16 protein-coding genes are annotated in these 20,847 nt (G+C 60.5%); 6 read left to right on the forward strand and 10 right to left on the reverse strand.

The window, feature by feature from the left end; all coding sequences use genetic code 11:
* Window positions 1–128: 128 nt before the first annotated feature.
* Window positions 129–1,025 carry a PAQR family membrane homeostasis protein TrhA gene (gene trhA, locus CQR48_RS03985; RefSeq protein ID WP_101452076.1) on the reverse strand — a complete coding sequence of 299 codons (897 nt, stop codon included), beginning with the start codon at window positions 1,023–1,025 and terminating at the stop codon, window positions 129–131.
* Between the two features lie 103 nt (window positions 1,026–1,128).
* Here trhA and CQR48_RS03990 point away from each other — a divergent pair, with 103 nt between their 5' ends.
* Complete coding sequence (locus CQR48_RS03990; RefSeq protein WP_015450378.1) at window positions 1,129–2,622, forward strand: sensor histidine kinase; 1,494 nt, start codon at window positions 1,129–1,131, stop codon at window positions 2,620–2,622.
* Window positions 2,623–3,442: 820 nt separating this feature from the next.
* On the opposite strand, the gene CQR48_RS03995 is transcribed toward CQR48_RS03990, so the two are convergent.
* The 4 genes from CQR48_RS03995 to CQR48_RS04010 form a co-directional block, all read right to left on the reverse strand.
* Window positions 3,443–3,721 (reverse strand): WhiB family transcriptional regulator, encoded by a 279-nt coding sequence (locus tag CQR48_RS03995; protein ID WP_015450379.1) that lies wholly within the window; start codon window positions 3,719–3,721, stop codon window positions 3,443–3,445.
* Between the two features lie 253 nt (window positions 3,722–3,974).
* Window positions 3,975–5,669: an FtsK/SpoIIIE domain-containing protein gene (locus tag CQR48_RS04000; protein WP_180335110.1), complete on the reverse strand. Its 1,695-nt coding sequence runs from the start codon at window positions 5,667–5,669 to the stop codon at window positions 3,975–3,977.
* Between the two features lie 458 nt (window positions 5,670–6,127).
* A complete protein-coding gene (locus tag CQR48_RS04005) occupies window positions 6,128–7,429 on the reverse strand; it encodes an LCP family protein (RefSeq protein WP_180335111.1) in 1,302 nt (433 codons plus the stop codon).
* Between the two features lie 64 nt (window positions 7,430–7,493).
* Window positions 7,494–8,894 (reverse strand): LCP family protein, encoded by a 1,401-nt coding sequence (locus CQR48_RS04010; protein ID WP_101452079.1) that lies wholly within the window; start codon window positions 8,892–8,894, stop codon window positions 7,494–7,496.
* Window positions 8,895–9,196: 302 nt separating this feature from the next.
* Here CQR48_RS04010 and CQR48_RS04015 point away from each other — a divergent pair, with 302 nt between their 5' ends.
* Genes CQR48_RS04015 through CQR48_RS04025 form a run of 3 tightly spaced genes read left to right on the forward strand, consistent with a single transcriptional unit; the run spans window position 9,197 to window position 14,241 of the window.
* Window positions 9,197–9,511, forward strand: a complete 315-nt coding sequence (locus CQR48_RS04015; protein ID WP_015450384.1) for a WhiB family transcriptional regulator — start codon at window positions 9,197–9,199, stop codon at window positions 9,509–9,511.
* 30 nt (window positions 9,512–9,541) lie between these two features.
* Complete coding sequence (locus CQR48_RS04020) at window positions 9,542–12,688, forward strand: glycosyltransferase family 2 protein (protein WP_101452080.1); 3,147 nt, start codon at window positions 9,542–9,544, stop codon at window positions 12,686–12,688.
* Window positions 12,685–14,241: a DUF5719 family protein gene (locus CQR48_RS04025; protein ID WP_101452081.1), complete on the forward strand. Its 1,557-nt coding sequence runs from the start codon at window positions 12,685–12,687 to the stop codon at window positions 14,239–14,241. Before CQR48_RS04020 ends, CQR48_RS04025 begins: the two co-directional genes overlap by 4 nt.
* A 7-nt stretch (window positions 14,242–14,248) precedes the next feature.
* Here CQR48_RS04025 and CQR48_RS04030 read toward each other — a convergent pair whose 3' ends face one another.
* Window positions 14,249–14,680 (reverse strand): metallopeptidase family protein, encoded by a 432-nt coding sequence (locus CQR48_RS04030; protein WP_033493203.1) that lies wholly within the window; start codon window positions 14,678–14,680, stop codon window positions 14,249–14,251.
* Between the two features lie 68 nt (window positions 14,681–14,748).
* On the opposite strand from CQR48_RS04030, the gene CQR48_RS04035 reads away from it, so the two are divergent.
* Window positions 14,749–15,561: an HAD-IIB family hydrolase gene (locus tag CQR48_RS04035; RefSeq protein ID WP_015450388.1), complete on the forward strand. Its 813-nt coding sequence runs from the start codon at window positions 14,749–14,751 to the stop codon at window positions 15,559–15,561.
* Window positions 15,562–16,250: 689 nt separating this feature from the next.
* Window positions 16,251–16,619 carry a ComF family protein gene (locus CQR48_RS04040; protein WP_143252474.1) on the forward strand — a complete coding sequence of 123 codons (369 nt, stop codon included), beginning with the start codon at window positions 16,251–16,253 and terminating at the stop codon, window positions 16,617–16,619.
* Window positions 16,620–16,851: 232 nt separating this feature from the next.
* Here the strand turns inward: CQR48_RS04040 and CQR48_RS04045 are convergent, their stop codons facing one another.
* The 4 genes from CQR48_RS04045 to CQR48_RS04060 all read right to left on the reverse strand — a co-directional run bounded on the left by CQR48_RS04045 (window position 16,852) and on the right by CQR48_RS04060 (window position 20,847).
* Window positions 16,852–18,168, reverse strand: a complete 1,317-nt coding sequence (locus tag CQR48_RS04045) for a Y-family DNA polymerase (RefSeq protein WP_244898931.1) — start codon at window positions 18,166–18,168, stop codon at window positions 16,852–16,854.
* A 7-nt stretch (window positions 18,169–18,175) separates the two neighbouring features.
* Window positions 18,176–18,805 (reverse strand): LexA family protein, encoded by a 630-nt coding sequence (locus CQR48_RS04050; protein WP_081932242.1) that lies wholly within the window; start codon window positions 18,803–18,805, stop codon window positions 18,176–18,178.
* 156 nt (window positions 18,806–18,961) lie between these two features.
* Complete coding sequence (locus tag CQR48_RS04055) at window positions 18,962–20,092, reverse strand: sensor histidine kinase (RefSeq protein WP_044288523.1); 1,131 nt, start codon at window positions 20,090–20,092, stop codon at window positions 18,962–18,964.
* The gene (locus CQR48_RS04060) at window positions 20,092–20,847 is read right to left on the reverse strand and encodes a response regulator transcription factor (protein ID WP_015450393.1); all 756 of its coding nucleotides are present in this window, start codon (window positions 20,845–20,847) and stop codon (window positions 20,092–20,094) included. The genes CQR48_RS04055 and CQR48_RS04060 overlap by 1 nt, the downstream gene beginning before the upstream one ends.

Raw genomic sequence — 20,847 nt, forward strand, 5'->3', positions numbered from 1 at the left:
ATCTTGACGTTTCTTGATGCGGTTGATGCGGCAATCGTCCGATTCTACGTGCCGTGAAGGCATGTCAGGCACGCGTCTGATAGGTCGGAGGGCTCGCACATCGGCGTGAAATACGCCAGATGGCACAATCACCGCAGATTGCAGATCACCATGTAGATCGCCACCATATGGCAGGTGTACCCGGCGATGGTGCCGAGATGGAAGATCTCGTGGAATCCGAACACTTTCGGCCACGGGTCGGGTTTGCGCAGGGCGTACACAATCGCGCCGAGAATGTAGCACAGCCCGCCGGAGGCAATCAATACCACGACTGCAGGACCCGCCGCCGGGGAAATCCAGAACAAGCCCATGTAAGCGGCCCCGGAGACTCCGAAGATGATGTATACGAGCACATACAGCCAACGTGGCGCGTTAATCCAGATGACATGGATAATCATGACAATCGCCGTGCACACCCACATGCTCACGATGATGAGGTCACGCATACGCGGCTGCAGGGCGAAGGACACCGGGGTGTAAGTGCCGGCGATGAGCAGGAAGATGTTGACGTGGTCGATGCGCCTGAGCACATTGGTCACTTTGGGCGACCAATCGCCCAGATGGTAGACCGCCGAATTCGTGAACAGCACGAGGGAACAGGTCATGAACACGGCGCACGCCCATTTCAGGCCGGTGCCGTGTGCCAGACAGATCAGGACGATCCCGGCGGCCAAGGACAGTGGGGAAGCGAAGGCGTGCAGCCAGCCGCGCATGAGCGGTTTCGGCCTGCCGTGGACGTCCAGGCGGACTTTTTTCGCGATTTGCGGGACGCTGACTCCTTCGAGTTTGGCGGCCTTTGCTTCGGCTTTGGCGAGCTTGTGTTCGGCCTTCGCATCCGCTGTGCTGCGGATCCGGTCCGCCTTCGCCTGTGCCTTGACGCGGATCGCCTTCGCCTTCGCGCGCATTTCGCGTTGCCGCGCCTGCGCGACCGCATCGCGCTGCTGCGACTGGTTCGTTTCGATGGCGGCTTCCTCTGGTGTTGTCATCTGCCTCACATCCTCGGTTACGCTAACGTAACCTACGTTACCGTAAGCGAGGTATTTGTCAATCTGACACCACCGGGACGACCGTGGTGCGTATGATGGGAGCATGGCAGTATTCACGCAAATCCTTGCGATGCGCCCGGACTTCACCGACGCCGATCGCGAATGGCTTCACCAGCTCGTCACTGATTGGCAGGTTATCGCCGACCTGAGTTTCGCCGACCTGCTGCTGATATTACCGATGCCGGACGGCCGCTATGTCGTCGCCGACCAGTGCCGTCCATCCACGGTGATGACCTTGCGCAGCGAGGATGTTGTCGGCAAGGAAGTCGACCGTGAGCTTGACGGCGAGTTGGACGCTGCGATGCATGCGACGTCGATTTTCCGCTCGACTGTGATGCGCAGCATCGGCAAATCGACGGTGTGCAATGTGTATGCCCCGGTCCGTCATGAGGGCAAGACCTTGGGACTGGTGGTGCGTGAGACCAATATGGCGACACGCGAATCCAACGGCCGCTATGAGTCCGAAAGCATCAACGCCGGCAAGCAGCTCTATGAGATGATTCCGCGCGGGCAGTTCCCGTATCATGATCCAGTGATGAACCAGCGGCACAACGCCCGTGTCGCCGACGGATTCATCATCCTCACCGTCGACGGCATCGTGCGGTACGCCGCTCCGAATGCGGTGAGCTGTTTCCGTCGTCTCGGCTCGCTGTCCACCATGCAGGGCCAGTATCTGAGCGAAGTCGGCACGCAGCTGCTGCATACGAACGACACGTTCCCTGAAAGCCTGCCGCTGGTTTTGAGCGGCAAAGCGGCGGTCGATTCTGAGCTCGAAGCCAATCGTTCCGCGGTGTCCATGCGGTCTCTGCCGCTGTACGACGCAAACGGCCGGACGGGCGCCATCGTGCTGTGCCGCGATGTCACCGAGCTGCGTCGCCGGGATGTCGAACTGCAGACCAAGGATGCGACGATCTCCGAAATCCATCACCGGGTGAAGAACAATCTGCAATCCATCTCCGCGCTGCTCAGGCTACAGGCGCGCAAGACTCAGTCGCAGGAAGTCAAGAAGGAACTTGCAGAGGCACAACGCCGTGTGCAGACTATCGCCATGGTTCACGAAGGCCTCAGCCAGACCGCGGACGAAATGGTCGACTTCGACAAGGTGATTTCGAAGCTGTTGAAGATGAGCGTCGATCTGGCCACCATGAGCGATCAGCGTATCGACATCGATTTCGACGGTTCGTTCGGGCTCATGCCCGCGCAGGACGCGACTCCGCTGTCCCTGGTGCTGACCGAACTGGTCACCAACGCGGTGGAGCACGGGTTCGAGGGCCGCCAGCAAGGTCATATCCTGATCCGCGCGAAGCGAACGGGCACGCATCTTGATATCGCGGTTGAAGATGACGGTTCTGGCATTGAAGCCGAGGAGGAACACGGGATGGCGAAATCATCGGGTTCCGGGCTCGGCACGCAGATCATCAATACCTTCGTCACCAACGACTTCGCCGGCAGCGTCCACTGGGAGCCGGGCGAGCAGGGTGGCACCAAGGTCATTGTGAGCATCAATCTCAGGGCGGCCCAAGCCGAGCAGAATTAGTCTTGTGCCGTGTTGGTGTTTCGGCTACCTGACGTTCAGGGGTGTTTGGCCTCAGGCGCCTGGTACTCTGACGCTCTGAGAACCGGGATTGCGGTACCAAAGCTCAGCCCGGGAGATTGCCGCACAGCCAGCTGGATCGGCGCAATTCCCGTGGAGGCGCGAGAGCTCTTTCGGTGCTTGGTTCTTTCGGCGTAATCTGCCGGTTTCGCCGGGAGTTTGCCGAATCCGGGATCGTCGGACGGTAACCTCCCGGATCGGGTTTTGAGACTGAATTGCAGAACCGCGGAATTCCGCCATTGCTGTTCGGGAGATCATGCCGGAACACACGTCACGTTGAAGAACTCCCGGATTGGCCTGGGAGATTATCTTCGGATGACCGATTTCGCCGTAATCTCCTATGGAGTGCGGGATTTTGCCGGCGTGGGGTTCTGTCGTCTCTGGGACTGCGCCAGTGCGGATCGAATCCAGCCTCGGCCGTTCGGCCGCCCGTGGCCCATGCAGGAGTCGACACCGATAAGGTGCCGATCCACGATGCCGACAATCGTGCATCTCGCCTGACTGTAGTACCTCGCGGGCCATATCTGCCCTATGTGTGTGCGGTGATACTCGATATCGCAAGTACGATCCGCAGCATGTCAACGATGCTGCTGCGTGTATCAGGGGTCAGCGCACACGCATAGGTGAGATAGGCTCCACGAGGTACTACAGATACCGCAGATATTGCAGATTTTGCCGATACCATACCGCAGAATCGCAGTGGGGCCGGCCATCCGAATCGATGACCGGCCCCACTGCGAATAAGACGGGCTGCCCGCGGCAATCAGATTTGCATCTGCATATTTTGCGAACGACGTGCGCGCATTGCGCGGCGCTTCAACGCGCGGCGCTCATCCTCGCTCAAACCGCCCCACACACCGTAATCTTGGTTGGTGTCAAGCGCGCATTTGAGGCACGCGTCGATGACCTTGCAGGTACGGCAGACGGCTTTCGCCTCCTCAATCTGCTGATAGGCCGCACCGGTGTTGCCGACAGGGAAGAACAGTTCCGGATCCTTGTCGCGGCATGCGGCCTTTGCCCGCCAATCATAAGCACTGCTCATTGCTTGTTGCCTTCCTTCATGTCTTAATCAAGTCCACTACCAGATAATCACGAAATCGAGGACTTTTCAAGAGGTTTGGCCCAGAGAAATGTCATCGTCGTGTGGAGATTGATAACGCAAACATTTTACTTGATAGCGCAAACATTGTACAGGTCTTGCACTCGGCCCGTCAAGTACCACCGCGCGACCGGCGGTGGTGAAATCACGCTGCTGCATGCAGGCGAGCACGGGGGCGGGAATGCCCAGCCCGAGATCATGCACGCGATCGCCGGTAGGGAAGACCACGCGTGTCGGCGCATCCTGCGGGACCCTGATATGGCGCAGGGACCCCGCGGCGAAGGCGACGGTGACATCGGGTGATTGCAGCGCCCGTCGGAATCGGTCGGCATATGGGTCGGTGGACAGCGGATCGGCGAGTTCGTCGGCGTCGTCGACAACGATGAGTTCGCGTGCCGGCCCCTGAGACGGCCTCAACGCGGCGAATCGCTGTTCGCGCCGCGGCACCGTCGGCGCCGACCGCCCACCAGGTGACGTGGATGCCGATCATCCGCGACTGCTCGCACAGCACATCGAGCAGTCTGCTCTTCCCGCTCCGAGGCCTGCCGATAATCGCGATATTGCCCAACGACACGTCAATGGATGCCGGGTGCCAGACGACCCCGTCGTCCTTGATACCGATGATCACCCGGTCGGGGCGCTCGGTTTGCATACTTCCGTTGCCATGGTCGGCAACTGCCAGATTGTCTGGCATGCGGTCAAGGTGCTCCGGCAGCGGAGGCGTGAACAGCATGGGCGTGGGCGTCGGCGACAGGAACAGCCCCGCGGTGGCGATATGACGAATCAGACGTCGAGAATCTCCAGGGGTTGTGCACCTCAATGATTGCAACGCTTCGCCATCGTACAGATAGGCCCCTCCCGGGCACGACGGACTGATGGCCTGTGCGACCGGGGAATCGAGCAGCTCGCGCGATTGCATGGCGTCGTTGACGCGCAGACACAGGTGCAGCCGCATATTGGCTTTCATTTCGGCGCTGACCTGGCCGAGCGGGTTTTGCGTGCAGGCGATCAGATGCATACCCAGCGACCTGCCCAGTGAGGTCACACGGGTCAGCCGTTCCAGATAATCGGGCAGCAACGAACGTATCGCGTGGAACTCGTCGATGACAATGACCAGTGCGGGTGGTGGATTGTCAAGCTCGGCGAGGCTGGAACAACCCTGTGAAGCGACAAGCTGTTCGCGCCGCCGCAGCTCACGCTCCAGCGCGAGCAACGCCCTGGCCGCGTGGGCAAGATCGAGGTCGCAGACATTGCCCACACAATGCGGTAGGTCGGCAAGCCCTTGGAATGTGGCACCGCCTTTGAAATCCATGAACACGAAGTTCACTCGGCTGGGCGGATTCCTCGTCGCAAGCGCGAGGCACCAGACCAGCAAGGCCACGGATTTTCCGGAACCGGTGGTGCCGGCGACTAGCGCATGCGGACCCTGTCTGGCGATGTCCAGTGTGAATACCCCCGTTTCGCATGTGCCGATTGGCACGTCGAGATGCGGTGAATCACGCCTGTGTCGGGCATGATTTTGGACGGCGGCCGGGCCATGCGACTGCCAGCCGCGTGAACCGGGACAGGATGAATCCAACCCTTGCGCCCATGTGCGCACGATGGTACGCCACAACATCGGGTCATGGTCGAGCCCCAGCAGCGTTTCCAACGGTTCGGGCGTATCGAGTTCGGAGGGCGGGGGAGCGCCGTTTCCCGTCGGAAATTCGAGCGAAGACCGGGCAGTCACGCAAGCATCGTCGGAGGCATGCGCCGGCGTGCCGATATCGCCGTGTTCGTACGCATCGCGTCCGCCAATCGCCAATATGGCGGAGGCAAGACAACCTATCAATCCCGGGATTGCCATAGGAATGAACATCCAGCGTCCTTCCAGCCCCATGATGATCGCCATCGTGCATTGCGTGGCGGCCGGCGCTAGGGCGCTGCATGCGATGAGGATCCGGCGATGGTGCAGCACAGATGCACGACGGTGCGTCTGCCGTCGCTGATTACCCCGTAGCACAAGTCGGTGTCGCTGACGCGGCCGAGCTGATTGCTGCGGAATATGCGTTGATGATCGAGAACCCAAAGTCATATCGACAGTATGAAGGTGCAATCGGCGTGTCGTCTAGACGCCCGGGAAAATGTGGACGAAAGATGATGACGGCACGAGCCAATGCGATAACGCTGTTCACCGGCGCTCTTCAATTGGACGATAGTGCGCGATGATGCGCGAGTTGCCCGAATGCCCGAGTTCGCGTGTGTGCCCGAGTGCGCGAGTGACCTCGCAAGGGGAGAGGACTTCACACGTTCCTGTGTGATGCCTTATGCGTCACAGAGAACGCCGACGATACGCGGCTCGAACCCGCGTCAGGAGGCCTCGGCGAGCGTGCCGACACTGCCCGAAGCGTGAGTGCCAGCCGCCAGTTCGCTGAACAGTTGCAGATTCTTGTCATCGTCAAGCAGTACGCACGATCCGACGCCGGCCACATAATATCCCTGATCGGTCCAATAGACACTGCCTGATATGCCCTTGGAACTCGAGGCGCTGCGGAACGCCATCACCATGGCCAGCAGGGTGGTCGGCGTCGTCTTGTCATCCACGCTTACCGAGGCCAAGGCTGTTTTCGCAACCTTCGACGTGGTCGAGAAACTGGTCAGCGTGCTTCGTGATGTTGCTTTTTTCATAATCGCGGCGATGACTTGGCGCTGCCGTGCGGCACGGCCGAAATCGCCCTGTGGGTCGGAGTAGCGCATACGTGAGAACGCCAGCGCGGTCCCACCGTCTGCGACATGGCATCCTGCTTGCCATACGAGCCCGGAATTCGCGTCGTTGACTGTGCTGTCATAGCACAGTTCCACACCGCCCAAGGCGTTGACCACGTCCTGCACGCCACCGAATTTCACCATGGCGACATGGTCGATTTTCTGTCCGGTGATGTTTTCGACTGCGCCAACCAGACTCTTCTTGCCGTATAGCTCGTATACGGCGTTGATTTTCATGGACTTGTCATCGACCTTCACGAGTGAATCGCGGGGGATGGAGATCAGCGAGCTCGGCCCGCTTTTCGGTTTGGTCAGTACGAGAATCGTATCGGTGCGGGTTCCGGGGACATCTCCAGAGGATTCGTTGATTGAGCCGTCGCGCTCGTCGGAGCCGAGAATAAGCCACGACGTCGCCTGTCCACTGGACATATCACTCAGCCACGCGGATTTGCTGAGATTGCTGTTGACCCAGTTGTAGGCCGCGATTCCTGCGACGATGACGGCGACCAACAGTACGACAATGAACCTGGAGAACACACGGCCTGCACTGATGTGACGACGGGGCCGTGCCGGGCCGGAAGGGCCCCGTGAACTGGAAGGACGCCGGATATCGTTGGCGCTGGATTCCATCGCATGCTCGTTGTTCGTGGCGTTGCGGGACGATCCGCCGGATACGCGTGCGGATTGCCGAACGGACTGTGCGGCGCCTGCTCGTGGTGCGGATGATGCCGCACGCGAACCAGAGGTACGGCCTTGTGCCGGAGAGAAACTTGGAGGTACGACTTGTCCTGTCGCCGGCTGCGCCGGGGCGGACGGGGTGCGGACTCGGTGTTTCGGGGTCCCCGCAGGCAAGAAGCTCGGCGGTTGGCTGCCGCCAGCCTCCCACTGCGATGATCCTTGTGACATACGACCTCCTGTGCGAATACGGTGCTACTTTTACTCAGCGCGGACGTATTATCACGGATTTCCGTCATTCCTGCGCATTAACCGCACATACTGTCGCATTGAGGTACCGGTCGGCGATGCCTAGATACTGTCCTGTCGTAGGATCGGTGATGGTGCCGTTCTTCTTGTTGACGATGCCGCCGGTGTTCGGGTCGATCAGTGTGCCGTCGGCGCGGGTGATCAGGCCGGTCTTCGGGTCGACGGTCTCAGTCGGCGTTGCGGATGCGGATGCAGAGTCGGAGGAGCTTGGGGTGTCCGAGCTGCTGGGGGAGGGGGATGAATCGGAAGAAGTCTTGGACGTGGTGTCGTCGGCTTGTGTCAGCGGCACCTCCTTGCGCAGCTTCTCCCACACGTCGTCAGCGTTCGAAGCCCAGACGACGCGGTAAATGTCCTTGGACCACGAGGTCACCGGAATCGTCTGCATGTACAGGTGGGTCGGGTCGAGATCCTTCAGGCTCATGGCCAAGCCCACCAGCGTGGATGCGTGGGCCAGCCCGGAACTGATGCTCAGGGACTTGAGCGCAGTTTTGGCCAGTTGATACAGCTGCGAACTCTGCGTGAACAGGTTCTTGGAAAGCGCTTCCTTGATGATTTCCTTGACCAGGTACTGCTGGCGTGTCGTACGCATGATATCCGAGCCGTCGGTGCCGGTCCCATGGCGCATGCGGGCGTATTCGGTCGCCGTCGTGCCGTCGAGATGCTGCATGCCGGGCTGAAGATTGATACCGGTGGTCGCATCTTTCGTGGCGACGGGGATGCATAGGTCGACGCCGCCGAGCGCATCGACCATGTCCCGCATGCCGGCGAAGTCCACAACCACGAAGTTTTTAATGTCCAGTCCGGTCAGCGAATTGACCGCGGCCAAGGTGCAGCTGCCGGCGGAGGCCAAGTCTCCGCCTTTCGCATACGCGTTGGCGAAAATCGAGTTGAACATCACGTCATAGCGAGCCGCAATCGTGCCCTTGCTGGTCTGGCAGCTGGGGGCGTTCACGATGGAATCGCGCGGGATAGACACCAGGTTGATGTATGAGCGGTCGGCGCTGATCTGCAACACCATTGCGGTGTCCGACTGATGGTTCTCCGCCTCGCCCGGACCGCCCAACGCCTTGTTCTCTTCGCCGCTGCGCGTATCCTGCCCGAGCAGCAGGATATTGATGGTCTGGCCGGCGTTGGGATCGACGACGGTATCCTGCGTGGACCCTGACTTCTGCGGGATGATGCTGATGGTGTTGTCGTCAATGACATGGTTGATGTCGTACCACGTCATTGCGGCGGCGCTGCCGACGAATACCAAGGCCGCCGCGACGACGCTGACGACCACGGAACGAGCCTGGTGCCGGGTGCGGTACCCGAGGCTGTGGCGGGGCTTGGGCTGATTCCAACCATTGAGATTGGGAAGCTTGGGGTTGCTGCGATGGGATGTCACGCTTGGAACCTTCCTATGAGCCGTCAGCCTTGGCCGAACTTGGATGATTTGTTCTTCTAGACCAAGTCATTGTAGACCATCAGAGTGATGAAACGTTTCATATTCACACTATTCCCCCGACATTGCACCCCGAACGGCTCTTCGATCAGCCGTGACACCGGGTTGCGGGCCCCGTCTAGACGACGCGGAATGCCCTCGCCATGCCCACGAAAATGGCAGCAAGGGTGCATAAAAGCTTGAAGCATCGGCGGTTCTGTGTATATGCTGGAAGGCAGTGATACTCGATATACCAAGGAGGAGATATGTGGGGTGAGTCACGGGATCACGACGGTAATGGTGCCGCCGGTTCGCGCTCGCTGCATGGGACCTGGGGGATTTTTGACGAAGATGACGGGCTGTCGTGGCGCAACAGGGCCTTATGCTCGCAAACCGACCCCGAGGTGTTCTTTCCTGAAAAAGGCGGTTCGACACGCGACGCCAAACAGGTATGCGAATTGTGCGAAGTACGTGAACAGTGTCTCGACTGGGCTGTCGACCATGATGAACGGTTCGGCATCTGGGGAGGAATGAGCGAGCGGGAGCGTCGCCGCTACAAGAAGGAACGTCGTCGGGCGTGACGCTCTCACCCCCTTGCGTACACTGGAACTATGGATTTGACAGGCAGCGGCATCGAACAGTTGGTGGGAGATGTCTTGGCGTCGCGCACATACACGCACAGCCAGGACGTTGACGACTCCGTGGCGGCGGTGATCACCGTCGAGGAAGACAGGAGGTTTTTCCCATCCACCCTGTCCGCCGTGCTGGCACAGAGCGTGCTGCCGGGGGTCGTGGTCATCGCTGATTGCACGGGAACGCTGGCACAACCCCTCCAGACCTCATTCGAGGTGATTCCCATGCCTGCCGGACCTGCGATGCGGTTGCCGCAGACCAAGCAGGTGTCCGTGCGCATCGTTCCGGTTACGGCTGCGAAATCCTTTGCACAAGCCGTTTCGGAGGCTGTCGAGACGGCACGGCTCGATGCAGGAATCCGCGGCCTGTGGATGTTGCATGATGATTCCCGCCCGGCTGACAATATCTGCCTTGAATCGCTGATTGAGACATGGCACAACGCGCCGACCGCTTCAATTCTGGGGGCCAAACAGCTCGATTGGCTGGGACAGAACCTTCATGATGTCGGCAAGTACGCCGGCCACCACCGCCTGTATTCGCTGGTCGTGGATGGTGAACCCGACCAAGAGCAGTACGACGGCAGACAGGATGTCTTCGCCGTGTCACTCGCCGGTGCGTTGGTTCCCGTCGATACGTTGCGTATGCTCCACGGCATCTCATCGTGGTTCGGTACCTTCGCGCAATCCGCGGATTTCTGCCGTCGCGTGTGTCTCAGCGGTGGGCGTGTCGTCGTCGTGCCCCGTGCTCGCATCGCCCATCGGCGTGCAAGATTCGAAGGCATCCGTACCCGTTCGGGCATGCCCATCGATGAGGATGAACCTCAGCATGCGTCGATGGCGCGGATGCGCGCCGAACAACGCTACGCGTATACGGATATCCGCATGCTGTGGTGGCTGGTCTGGTGGCTGTGCAGCCTGCCCGCCGCGATCGGGCGTGCCGTGGCGAAACTGTTCGCGAAAAAACCGTATGATGCACTGTGCGAGCTCGTGATGCCGTGGTCCGCGCTTGTGTCCTTCCCGCGCGCTCTCAAGGCTCGTCGTCTGGTCGCCCGGCAGAGCAAAGTATCCCAATCCCGTCTGGAGCAACTGGTTGCTGACCGACAGCAGATTGCGCGCTGGCGTGACCGCCGACGCGCCTTGGACAGCCAACGCCATGTGATTTTGCTCAGCCCGTTGGCCAAAGCGCATCTGCGCACCCGTCTGATCCGGCGGTGGACCGGGGCGATACTCATGGCCGTGGTGGTGCTGTGCCTGCTCATCGGCTCGCAATGGTCGCTGGTGCGTTCCCTTGCCTCCGGTGGCACGCTGTATTCGGACCAATGGTTGGCCACTGGCGCGAATTGGCGCCAACTTGTTGATTCCGCAACAACACAATGGGTGTTCGGCGGCGGTGTCGGCCGCGCAGCACCACCGACGCCGTGGCTGTTGGTGCTCATGGTCGCCTCCGTGTTCACGTTGGGGCATGTCGCCACGGCGGTCAGCATCATGTACTGTGCTTCCGCGCCGCTCGCGGCATTGTCGTTCTGGGCGCTGGCGGGAGTGTTCACCCGTTCCGACTCGGTACGTATCGCCGGCGGGCTGATGTGGGTCTCCTTCGCCGCAGCGATGGGGCTGTACCAATCCGGGAACCTCGCGATGCTGACCATGATGGTCTTCCTGCCCGCTGCATTCGCCTTCGTGTTCCGCGCCGTGGGTATGTACCACACCGAGGACCCGATCAAGCCGAAGGCGTCGATTCAGGCTGCGGCGTGCGCGGCTTTGTGCTTTGTCGTCGTTGTACTGTCAGAGCCGCAGACGCTGCTCGCCTTGGTCGTCGCGTTCATCGTGTTCCTCATGATGGTGCCGAAGCATCGTGCCATGTTGCTGCTCATCCCGTTCCCCGCGGGATTCGCCGTTGCTCCGACCCTGCTCAATGCCATCCATAACGGCACGCAGGGCATGTGGCGGCAGCTGTTCGGCGATATTGCGATACCTGTGCGCAGTGTGAACGGCTCGCCGACGGCGTTGAGTCTGACCGATGTGGTCCGCAGGACTTTCGGCGTCAGCGGGAGTGGCGACTTAAGCTCGCTTGATCCGCAGACCGCGTTGCACGTCGCTTCGGTTGTGGTGCTTGCCGTCGTGGCCGCCTTGGCTGTCATCTCGTTGTTCCTGCCGTTTGCGCTCAGAGTGTCGCGTATGATGTGGGTGGTCGCGGTGTGCGGAGCGGTGTTGTGTCTGGCATCGTCCCGCGTGGCCATCGCGGTTGACGCCGACGGCCAGGTGGCCGGTTCCGTGCTTCCGGGCATGGCCTTGGTCATGGTGGCGTTCCTGTCCTGCCTGTGCTTGGTCGCGGGAGGGGCTGTACAGCGTTTCCGCCCGTTGAAGACGTCTCTTGGTGCCGAAGAAGGCGCTGTTCATGCAAGTCCTGAACAATCCCGTCGCACGACGGCCTTGACCCGTGCCGCACGTGCCCTGCTGGTCATTGTGATGCTGGCGTTTGCCGCCACATGGTGCGGTTTCGCAGCTTTGGTGTCTCCCAGCCAGCATATCGGCGGCAGCACGAGCGGATTGCCGATGGTTGCCACAGATTATCTGGCGAAGAACAGCGATTACCGCGTGCTCGCCTTGCAGGCCCAGACCGACAATTCAGTCAATTATTCGATATTGCGCACCGGCAAAGGCGACCTGATTGACGCTTCGCCTGCGTTGCGGGCCCAGTTCGTGTCGGGGGAGCGTGATGCCGCATACCAGACCCTCGCCCAGGCGAGCGCGGCGTTGTTGTCAGGCTCTGATGACGATGCCATCGCGGCGATCAGCCAGCTGGGCTTCGGCGGCATTTACGTGGTTCCCAATACCTCGAACCGCGCTGCACGGACTGCGACAGGGAAGTTGATCGCTAATATCACCGCGTGCGACGGCGTGCAGACCGTCGTCAGCGCGGATAGCGGCACCTACTACCGTGTCGCCGGCGCAACCGATACCGCGACTCAGCACGTCAACACCTCGGCGCAGCGCAGATTGCAGGCGCGCGGATGGCGTTACGTATGGCTGTGGAGCATGGGTATTGTCATCGCCGCATACTGTCTGGTCGCCCTGCCTCGTCCGGGCGCCAAGGTGATGAGCGATGACGAGGAGGATGAAGCATGAGTCAGGAGCTATCCAATCGTAAGCGTGGCGGGTCGGGCCGTCACACCGCGTCGACGGTCCGTCGCGTCCTTGTTGCTCTGCTGACTATGGTGGTCATCCTTGCGGCGTTTGCCGCCTTGATTGTGCTCAAGCCCGCCGGATGGCTGGTCGATTCTCCTTCGGTTACGTCAGGGACGACCGTGCAACATGTCAGCCAGACGCAATACGGGCTGTTGTGTTCGCAGCAGATGACGCTTGCTGATGACGAGAATTTCGGGGACAGCGAATACCAGGCGACCGCGGGCAACATTGCGTCTTCCGCCTTGTATGCGGCCTTCGGTTCCGTGTATGGTGCCGATGTCTACGATTATCCGGTTGCTGACGATGCGCAGCCCGGCGAGCTGTCCGACAGCGATTTGCTGGATTCCGCGAACGTGAAGACGCTCGCCGGCGACGTCACGAAGAGCGCGCAATACATTGATGCGAAACTGCTTGAGGCGAAATCAGGGACCGGTGTGATCGGCTCGATGGCGTCGTGGGCAACATCGGGGGATTTGAAGGGTATGTCGGCCGCTTCGTGCGTGCCGACCGCCCTGAGTGACACATTCCTGCTGCCTGCGACGCAGACTGGTGTCACCGAGCAGCTCGTGGTGTCCAATCCTTCGCAGAAGTCTACGTCACTTGATGTGACCGTATACGGCACGAAACATGCGGGGAAGATGTCATTGTCCACGTCCAGCACGTTGACGGTCTCCGCAGGCGGTCAGGCGACCCTTGATATCGCCGCTGCCGCGCCCGGACAGCAGGGCGTGTACGTCACCGTGTCCAGCAAGGAGACACCGATTTCGTCCGTCGTGAAAGTGATTCGCATGCAGGGGTTGAAGCCGCAGGGATCGGATGTCGTTCTCCCGCTTCAGACCGCGGCGCTCACCCAGGCCATGCCCGGAGTGGTTAAAGGCGATGCTGTGACTGCCCTCGTCTTCGCACGGCGCAGCACCACAGTGACGTTGTCGTGGGTGACCGACGAAGGCCGGGTGGAGGCGAAAACGGTTACCGTACCCGGCAACAGGGTCACCGCGGTCGATCTCGGCAACGCCCCAGACGGTACGCTGGGCTTATTCGCCGACGCCACATCCGAAATCAACATACAGGCGACAGTCAGCCAGAGTGGTTCCGGACAGGCGGATTTCGCGTTCGTCCCCGGAGAGTCGGGACAACAGGCCTCAGGCTTGGTCATCCCGTCATCAACGTCAGCGAGTCTGCAACTGGTCAATCTGTCTGACAATGACCAGACTGTCACGGTGCGTGGCTTCGATGCGTCCGGTAAGGCGACGGGAAGCAAGAAGATTCAGGTGGATGCCACGACAGGCGTGTCGGTCGATCCCGAAGATATCGGCGCCGGTACCCAGATGCTCACATGCCGTGCAGGCAAGAACATGGTGTGGGGCGCGAGACTGTCGCAGACTTCGCTGTCTTCAGGCAAGGTGGCACAGGCAGCATATCTGCCGGCATCATCGTTGGAGCCACAGAGCCGTGAAGTGCTGACGGCGAACGACCAGCGCATCGTGCACTGACCGTTCGCTAATCAAGCCCCCAATCGGGGTCGATTTCCTCAGGTCTACGGCCATACAGCTCAGCGAGACGGCTGACCAGCTCGTCGCGGATCGCGAACTGAAGGTCCATACGGGTGCGCGCATGCATCTGAATTGGCATGCGGTACAGGACGATGCGTGCTGGCGTGCCGCGCCCGGCGGGGAAGCATTGGGAGCATAAATCCGGGTCCGCCTGCCAGGGTGCCGGATCGGACGGCGGAACGTCCTCGACGGCGAACTGTACGGGCTGCACCAATTGAGGCCATGCTCCGTGCAGCCGGCGCAACTGGGATGCGACCATATCGTCAAACATGCCGCTTTTCGTCCGGTACCGGGGCATTCTCACCCCGAACATCGGGGTACGGCTTCCGCGGCCGTGCCTGTTGCGGTATACGTGTAATTGCCAAGGTGCTCGCAGCATGTCGTCAACTGTATGTCGAGGCAAGGATTGAGCTAGGATAGCAGGGTGCATTTCGGCAAGGAGGAACAATGAACGCCACAGCGATCCATGCATGGCAGCAGCTTGATCTCGACGCAGTGGCGTCCGAAGCGAAAGCGATTGCCTTCGATCTCGACGGTACGCTCGCCAGATCGAAGAAACCGATTTCCCCGCAAATCGCGGATTGCCTGACCGCGCTGACCCACCGTCTGCCGGTGGCGATTGTCACCGGCGGCAGGTTCGCCCTGGTACGCAGCCAGATTCTCGATATGTTGGACGATCGCGCCTGCAAAGCGAATATGCATTTGATGCCGACCAGCGGAACCCGTTACTACCGCTGGGATGGCACGCAGTGGGAGTGCGTGTACGAGCATAATCTCAGCGTCGCCGAGCGGCAGGCCGCCATCAGTTCGCTGGAACGACACGCCAAGGAACAAGGCATTTGGGAAGACCACGTGTGGGGCGATCGCATAGAAGACCGCGGCAGCCAGATTACCTTCTCTGCCTTGGGGCAGCTCGCGCCGATTGCAGCGAAGGAATCCTGGGATCCGACCAATGAGAAGAAGAACCGGCTCGCCGAGGCTGTCAGCGCCGATGTGCCTGATTTGGCGGTCCGATCCGGCGGGTCCACAAGCGTTGATATCTCGCTGCGCGGTGTGGATAAGGCGTATGCCGTCCGGCAGTTGGCGACCGCGCTGCATATCGACGTGTCGCAGATGATTTATCTCGGCGACCGTATGGATCCGGACGGCAATGATTACCCTGCTGTCAACGCCGGAACGATTGCCATTCGTGTCACGGGGCCGGAGGAGACCCTTGAGGTGTGCGGTGAGCTCATTCGCCGTCTGCCTGTGGTTGCGTGAATCACCGGTGGCCTTTTGCCGAATGCAGGTAGGTGTTTGTGCCGTCAAGGGCATGAGCCTAGTCGTGTCGCGCGGCGTGGCTTACCGCGCTGTGATGCGGCGCGGGCATCATGATGGTCTGATGCAGTGATGTTGTGCTGCGTATTGCGCGTATTGTGCGGCATCGTGTGCATCGTGCGGCATTGTGTGATGTGATGCTTTGGAGAGCAGCGCAGTCGTAACTTCTGACCACATGCGTCGTACGGGCTGGCATCGCCGCGTGGCGTTCGCATACAGTCGGATGCATGCGATTGCGTGATTTGGCTTCCCGCCTGTTGTCATCCCCGTTCGCGATGGTTGTGCTGCCGCGCGGATGTGCGGGGTGCGGTGAACCCGATTCGGTGTTGTGCGCCGATTGCCGGGCGTTGTTTACTGTGTGGCCGTCCCGGCAGTTTCCGGGCCTTCCCGGCGGTACGCTTGCATGTGCGCGGTATTCGGGTCGGGCAAGGTCGGCGGTGCTCGCATGGAAGGATCATGATGATCGGGAATGCGATACTGTGTTCGCCCGGTATCTTGCGTTTGCCGTCGATATGATGCTGGGCAGGATTGGTGCTGCCTCGGGTGTTTCGGGTGTCGGCAGCGATCATCGGGTGGCGCTTGTCCCAGTACCTTCATCCGGACGGTCCGTTCGGGCCCGCGGCAGACCGCATATGACTGTGTTGTCGCATGCGGTATGTCGTCTGCTATGTGGGGAATACGGGTACGATGCCGTGGTCGCCGATGTGCTGACAGTCGCGCGCCACGGGGGACGGTCGGTCAGCCTGTCCAGCGCGCAGCAGCGTCATGACCGCATGGGCGATCGGTTCCGTGTGCGCGGTCGGTTGCATGATGGTTGTCTACATGATATGGGTTGCCGCGACGTGGGTGTCGGGACGGTGATTCTGCTGGACGACATCATCACAACCGGATCCACATTGCGTGGATGCGCCGATGTGCTTGCCGCCGCTGGAATTCATGTCTCTGCCGCAATCGCCTTGGCGGATACGCCGCCTCGAGGTGGTTCGTCGCGTGTCAGCTGATTGCTGATTCGCACCAAGAATCAACCCTCAGCCACACCAGCCCATACCTCCTCACAGCGCACCTCACCACAGTGCGCTCCTTCACAATCTATCTACGCTAAGTCTCTCGTTTTGTGTCACTGGTTTGTACGGTTTCGCAAACTGGTGACGCTGAGGGTGTTGTTGGCATAGACGGTTTGTGGAGTGCGGTGTGTCACGGCACCAGTCTGTCTGCCAGTCGGCAGTCCGTCTGTCAGTCGGCACGCACGACCGGCATCTCGTTCCAACGCGTGGTACAACGCGATGACAGCATCTCGCGCCGCATGGCCCATGCGGCTCCGGTACCGTCGTTGTTCCTGCCGTCTCCCCGGATGCCTGCGAAACCGATGCCTACGCGGGCCGGGCCGAATCTTCTGGCGACCTGTTCGAACGCCTCACTCAGACCAGGATCTGTCTGTGCGCCCAAAGCGGGGAGAGTGCCATAGGACGCGGCATCAACTAATCCGGTGAGCATGACACCAGCCCGCACATAACGCACCGAAGGGGTGATTCTGCCGTGGAGCGCCTGCCTGGCGGCCGCGGATATGATGACCGGGTCGTCACTCGGGTCTTGCAGGAGGATACTGCCGCAGACTGATGAGTACTGATCATGCTTACTGAAAGGACTGCTGGCACAGAACACTGAAACCCGCGTGCACAGGCTGTGCTGCCGTTGGAGCCTCCTGCAGGCGTACTGGGCGTATACGGACGCCGCTTGTCTGAGGCCTTCCTCGCCAAGAATCGGGGTGCCGAACATACGGGAGCATAATATCTGGCAGTCGCGCTTGTCTCCGGTTGCGTCGCTGTCATCCGCGATGCACGGTATGCCCCGCAGCTCCAGAATCGTCCGTTCAAGTTGCACCGAAAAGCGCCTGCGCATATTGACCGGATCCTGATCGCGCAGTTGCGCGGCCTGCCGTATGCCCAAGCCGCGCAGACGTTTCGCCAGTCTTCTGCCGATGCCCCAGACATCGTCGATTTCGATGGACGAAAGCACGGCTGTTCCTTGGTCATCGCGCGACAAATCGCCCCATGTGGTAACCCCGCGGGACGATGGATGCCGTTTGGCCCAATGGTTTGTGATTTTCGCCAGAGTTTTGGTGGGGGCGATGCCGATGCTCACCGGTATGCCTACTCCCTGCAATACGGCTCGCCGCATAACGGCGGCGATTCGGCGTGTTTGCTCGCTGTCCCACGGCGAATGCATGAAACATTCGTCGATGGAGTACACCTCCTGTCCGGGCAGGAATCCCGACATGATAGACATCATGCGCTTTGACAGGCTGCCATACAGCTCGTAGTTGGAGCTCCGGGCGATGACTTGGTCGTATGCCGCCTCCTGACGGATGGTGAACCATGGCGTGCCGTTGGCGATGCCAAGCGCTTTGGCTTCGTACGACCGGGAAACCACGCACCCGTCGTTGTTCGACAGGACCACAAGAGGCTTCCCGGCTACCTCTGGGTGGAATACAGCTTCGCAGGATGCGTAGAAGTTATTGGCGTCGGCGAGCACAATTGGATGCTCTTGCACACGGGGGTCAGGCATGGCGCGATCCCCACCCTCCGTGCCGGTAGGCACCCGGATGCTTGGGAGCGACGATTGCGCCGCCGCTGGATTTCGCTCCCGGATAGGTGACCGACGGAACTGGTTGTTCTGCGTGGCGTTGGGCCGTCTTACGCTGCCAATGGTAGTTCCCGGTTACCACACCCCAAATCAGCAGGTCTTGGTCGGGGGAGGGGATGAAATCCGGATACGCGGGATTTTCCGGGTGCAACACCGGGGTATGCCCGTGCATGACCAGCCGCTTTACGGTCAGCTCATCATCGAGGACGGCGACGACCACATCGCCGTCCTGCGGATCGAGCGCACGGTCAACCACCAGCAAGTCGCCGTCCCAGATACCCGCGTTTTGCATGGAATCGCCTGCCACGGTCACGATGAACGTGGTGTCCGGGTGCATGATGATATGTTCGTCAAGACTGAAGTCGCCATCGAAATAATCCTGCGCGACCGAGGGAAAGCCGGCGTGTACTGCCTCAAGTGCCTGCGGCACCGGTACGGGGGATTCCGATGCCGGGTGAATCGAGGAAATGACATCTGACAGCCGGGCCATGCCGGTGTCAACGCCGGTGATGCCCGGCTGGCGTGTTCTGATGCTGACGACCATCACATACCTCCATTCGAACACATGTTCGAATTCAGTATGTCGGATAGCCACGACAAACAGCGGCGGGTGCCGCAGAACCAACCGCGACACCCGCCGAAATGCGAATGTGCTGACCGAATGCACCGAATGCACCGCGCCGGCCTATAGCCAGCGCCCTTATGCGTCCCCACTACGCGCGGACTTGGCAACATCCGCCTGGATATGATGCTTGGGCAGTGTGATTTCGAAATCCGCACCGCGCGGGTCGTCCACGACACGCACCGTGCCGCCGTGCAGCTGGGCGGCCCACCGCGCGATGGACAGCCCGAGCCCGGTGCCGCCCGATTCGGTGCCGGGGCCGGTTTTGCCTTTGACGAAACGCCGGAAGATATCGCTTCTGGCCTCAACCGGAATCTGCGAACCGAAATTGACCACATTGGTCACAATGGTGTCGTTGGTTTTGTTTTCGTGCGTTTCAATCAACACCGCCGTGTCATCGGGGGAGTGCTTGAGCGCGTTGCCGATGACATTCGTGAACAGTTGACGCAGCCGGTCCTGGTCGCCTTCCATCGTCAGATCATCAGGCACATGCATGTCGATGGTGTGGGCATGGCCGGAATCCGCGATTTCCAAAGGTTCGATGGTCTCGTCGATGAAATCGGCGAAATTGAAGCGCTCGATTTGCAGGCTCGCCGCGCCTGCCTCCATACGGGACAGATCGAGCAGGAATGCGATCAGATCGCTCAATCGATGCGTTTGGTTGAGAATGCTCTCCATATTCGCCGGGGTCGGTTCGACCACGCCGTCGGCGAGATTCTCAAGCATCGCCTGCAGCGCCGAAACCGGTGTGCGCAGCTCATGGCTGACGTTCGCAATCAAATCGTTGCGCATCTGGTCGGCGTGTTGAAGCTCCTCGGCCATTTCGTTGAACGATCTGGCCAGCATGCCGATCTCATCGTTGCTGTCCGTGCCGGTCTGCACGCGCACGGTGTAGTCGCCTTCCGCCATGGCTTCCGCGGCGTCTCGCATCTGCCGCAGAGGCGTTGTCAGCCCGCGTGAGAAGAAATAGGTGATGCCCAAGGCCACGGCGAGCGTAATCGGCATGGCAACCCATCCGGTCAGGCCGACTTTGAGCAGGAACCATGCCATCACGAACGCGATGGCGGTGGAAATGACAATCAGGACGGACAATTCGAACTTTAGCGATGAGAAGAAGCCGATAGGCCGTCCACTATCCAACAGCCGGTTCGCCCGCGGCCGTTTTTTCGAAGATTGATTGGGCCGGGGCGAATCTGACTGGTGAGTCATCAGCGGGTCTCGCTTTCGGCGTCGTCTTCATTGGGCTCCGGCGGTTCGAAGGCGTACCCGACACCGTGCGCCGTGCGGATCATTTCCGAGCCAAGCTTATGGCGCAGGGCCTTGACGTGGGAATCCACGGTACGGGTGCCTGAAGCATCCGGCCAATCCCAGACTTCTTCAAGCAGTTTCTCGCGCTTGAACACGGTTTTCGGCTTGCGTGCGAGTGTTGCAAGCAGGTCGAATTCTGTGGGCGTCAGGTGCACCTGTTCGCCGTTGAGCGTGACGATGCGCTGCCGCGGGTCGATGACCAGCGACCCGAAGTCGAGGATCTTCTCGTTCTCCAGGTTCTTGGCGATGATGGTGGCGCGCTCCACGCGGCGCAACAGAGCCTCGCAGCGAGCGATGAGTTCGCGCGGCGAGAACGGCTTGGTCATGTAATCGTCGGCGCCCGCTCCGAGCCCCATGACCTTATCCGATTCGGCATCGCGGGCGGTAAGCATCAACACCGGGACAGGACGTTCGGCGACGATGCGTTTCGTCGCTTCGATGCCATCCATAACGGGCAGCATGATGTCCATGATGACTAGATCAGGCTTGAGCTGCTTTGCCGCCCGGACGGCGGACGCGCCGTCTCCTGCGACGCGTGCCGTCCATCCGTTCGCGGTGATGCGCTGCGCTATGGCAGTGGCGAGATCGGGTTCATCCTCGACGACCAGAATCGTGCGCGATTTCTTGGGGTTCTGGCGTGCGGAAGTGTTGAGCAT

It is taken from the genome of Bifidobacterium thermophilum, from assembly GCF_002846655.1.
In the GTDB taxonomy this organism is placed as follows: Bacteria; Actinomycetota; Actinomycetes; order Actinomycetales; family Bifidobacteriaceae; genus Bifidobacterium; species Bifidobacterium thermophilum.

Bases quoted from the DNA above. Each gene is read 5' to 3' on its own strand.
- CQR48_RS04020 (WP_101452080.1), top strand. From the start codon at position 9,542: ATGGATTTGACAGGCAGCGGCATCGAACAGTTGGTGGGAGATGTCTTG.
- CQR48_RS04060 (WP_015450393.1), bottom strand. From the start codon at position 20,847: ATGCTCAACACTTCCGCACGCCAGAACCCCAAGAAATCGCGCACGATT.
- CQR48_RS04030 (WP_033493203.1), bottom strand. From the start codon at position 14,680: ATGCTGCGAGCACCTTGGCAATTACACGTATACCGCAACAGGCACGGC.
- CQR48_RS04000 (WP_180335110.1), bottom strand. From the start codon at position 5,669: ATGGCGATCATCATGGGGCTGGAAGGACGCTGGATGTTCATTCCTATG.
- CQR48_RS04040 (WP_143252474.1), top strand. From the start codon at position 16,251: ATGACTGTGTTGTCGCATGCGGTATGTCGTCTGCTATGTGGGGAATAC.
- CQR48_RS04050 (WP_081932242.1), bottom strand. From the start codon at position 18,805: ATGGTCGTCAGCATCAGAACACGCCAGCCGGGCATCACCGGCGTTGAC.
- CQR48_RS04025 (WP_101452081.1), top strand. From the start codon at position 12,685: ATGAGTCAGGAGCTATCCAATCGTAAGCGTGGCGGGTCGGGCCGTCAC.
- CQR48_RS03995 (WP_015450379.1), bottom strand. From the start codon at position 3,721: ATGAGCAGTGCTTATGATTGGCGGGCAAAGGCCGCATGCCGCGACAAG.
- CQR48_RS04035 (WP_015450388.1), top strand. From the start codon at position 14,749: ATGAACGCCACAGCGATCCATGCATGGCAGCAGCTTGATCTCGACGCA.
- CQR48_RS04005 (WP_180335111.1), bottom strand. From the start codon at position 7,429: ATGTCACAAGGATCATCGCAGTGGGAGGCTGGCGGCAGCCAACCGCCG.
- CQR48_RS03990 (WP_015450378.1), top strand. From the start codon at position 1,129: ATGGCAGTATTCACGCAAATCCTTGCGATGCGCCCGGACTTCACCGAC.
- CQR48_RS04015 (WP_015450384.1), top strand. From the start codon at position 9,197: ATGTGGGGTGAGTCACGGGATCACGACGGTAATGGTGCCGCCGGTTCG.
- trhA (WP_101452076.1), bottom strand. From the start codon at position 1,025: ATGACAACACCAGAGGAAGCCGCCATCGAAACGAACCAGTCGCAGCAG.
- CQR48_RS04055 (WP_044288523.1), bottom strand. From the start codon at position 20,092: ATGACTCACCAGTCAGATTCGCCCCGGCCCAATCAATCTTCGAAAAAA.